This window comes from Acidithiobacillus sp. TH-A36 (assembly GCF_057473445.1).
In genome coordinates this window covers 1-1,811 of sequence record NZ_JBYCKP010000406.1, presented here as the reverse complement: position 1 = coordinate 1,811, position 1,811 = coordinate 1, and the positions used below count along the sequence as shown (strand labels likewise).

The 1,811-nt window shown below is 55.9% G+C and carries 1 protein-coding gene and 1 pseudogene; one reads left to right on the top strand and one right to left on the bottom strand.

What is annotated here, in order from left to right; all coding sequences use genetic code 11:
* Nucleotides 1–75: 75 nt before the first annotated feature.
* Nucleotides 76–1,467 (bottom strand): aminodeoxychorismate synthase component I, encoded by a 1,392-nt coding sequence (gene pabB, locus AC2VLY_RS10595; RefSeq protein ID WP_486894445.1) that lies wholly within the window; start codon nucleotides 1,465–1,467, stop codon nucleotides 76–78.
* Between the two features lie 131 nt (nucleotides 1,468–1,598).
* Between pabB and AC2VLY_RS10590 the strand changes: the two are divergent.
* Nucleotides 1,599–1,811, top strand: a pseudogene (locus tag AC2VLY_RS10590) (TolC family outer membrane protein); the annotation flags it as partial.

Below are 1,811 nucleotides of genomic sequence, written 5' to 3'. Positions count from 1 at the left end.
AGCAGCAGTTGCCATCGGGTGTGGAGTTTTTTTCGGGACATGCCTGACTTTCAAAAGTGAATCAAGGGTCGGACTCTATGCGAGACCGCGCAGTGCTGCAAGTTCCCGATGGAACAACGCCACCTTGTCCAGGCTTTCCTGATACTCCGCAGTAGCCACAGAGTCCGAGACAATGCCTCCGCCCCCCCAGAACTGCAGTTCTCCCTGGCTGGCCGTGATGGTACGGATGGCGATATTCATATCCATTCTTCCACTGCGGTCGATATAACCGATGCTGCCACAATAAAGGCCGCGCGATGCGGCTTCGAGTTCATGGATGATTTCCATGGCACGACGCTTGGGCGCACCCGTGATGGACCCTCCCGGAAAGCAGGCAGCCAATGCGTGAAGGGGGTCCAATCCATCCTGTAACTGGGCTTCCACAACACTGACCAGATGATGGACCTGGGCGTTGGATTCCAGACCACAAAGCTGGGTCACCTGCACGGAACCCGTTTCCGCCACCTTACCCAGATCATTGCGCAGTAAATCCACAATCATCACGTTTTCCGCACGATCTTTAGGACTGCTCAGCAGGTCTTCGGCCAGTTGGGCATCCTGCAATGCGTCTGCAGAGCGGGGACGGGTGCCTTTGATGGGGCGAACCTGCATTTGTCCCTGCCGGACCTGCAGCAATCTCTCTGGGGAAAAGCTCAATGCACTCCCCCAGGGAAAGTGCAGATAAGCCGAAAAAGCTGCAGGATTCATTGATCGCATCCGCTGATACAAATACCAGGGCGAGCCACTATAGGCGGCAGAAAACTTTTGTGCCAGATTGATCTGGTAACAATCACCGGCGTGAATATAAGCTTCCACCTGACGAAAAGCCTGGTCATATTGGGTAGGAGACCATTGCGCTTGCACGGCTCCGTGCGTCTGGGACATCGGCCATAGGGCAGACTCCTGGACTGCTGCCAATCGGGCTTCCCATTGTAAACGTACACTGGCCATCTGATCTTCCGGGGCAAGCAGCCAGGAACAAGACTCCAGATGGTCAACCATGAAGGCCGTATCGTAAACGCCAAAAGCCGCTTCTGGCCAGAAAGTCGTCTCGGGCATTGCGAGCCCCTGCTCCGCCAAAGCAAAATCATAAGCCAGATAACCCAGCACCCCGCCGGAAAAGGGCAGATCTTCGTCCTGAGGCAACTGCGTTGCAGGCAGATTGGCGAGACTTTCCCGCAAGACCTGCCACAATGAAGATGTCGAAAGCTGTGCGGGCTGATTGCCATCGGCCACCCACAATTGTCCTTGATGCTGCCAGATACGGCGACGCGGTTGCGTCACCATAATGCTGTATCTCCCCTGCCCTGGCGTCCGGGCACTACTATCCAGCCACTGCGACCAATCTGTTTCGGCAAGACTTGCAAATACCTTCTCAAGACGATCGGGATAGGCCAAAGCACAGCAAACCAAGGGAGACAGCGTCATGATCCTGCCAAAAATCCTGCCAAATAGAGCTTTGTAGCATAAGCGATGAAAAGCCCTTTGCCCATGAGCTCTTGACTACCGACCGATCGGTCGGTATTGTCTGGAATCTCCTTCAGGCTCAGGAAATGTTCATGCACGCCCATCGTTCTGCTTTGTCGTTGCTTGCCGCTGCGTTGCTGTTGAGCAGCAGTTCTGCCTGGGCAGAAAACCTGATTGACGCCTATCAGCAGGCCTACCATACCGACCCGGTACTGGCCCAGGCCCGCGCCGAACTGGCCGCGCAAATGCAGGACAAGCCCCTGGCGCGTTCGGCCCTGCTGCCCCATGTGGGGGTTGGTGCAGCG

What these genes read in the sequence shown, in the direction of transcription:
- pabB (WP_486894445.1), bottom strand. Translation starts at nt 1,467, where the DNA reads ATGACGCTGTCTCCCTTGGTTTGCTGTGCTTTGGCCTATCCCGATCGT.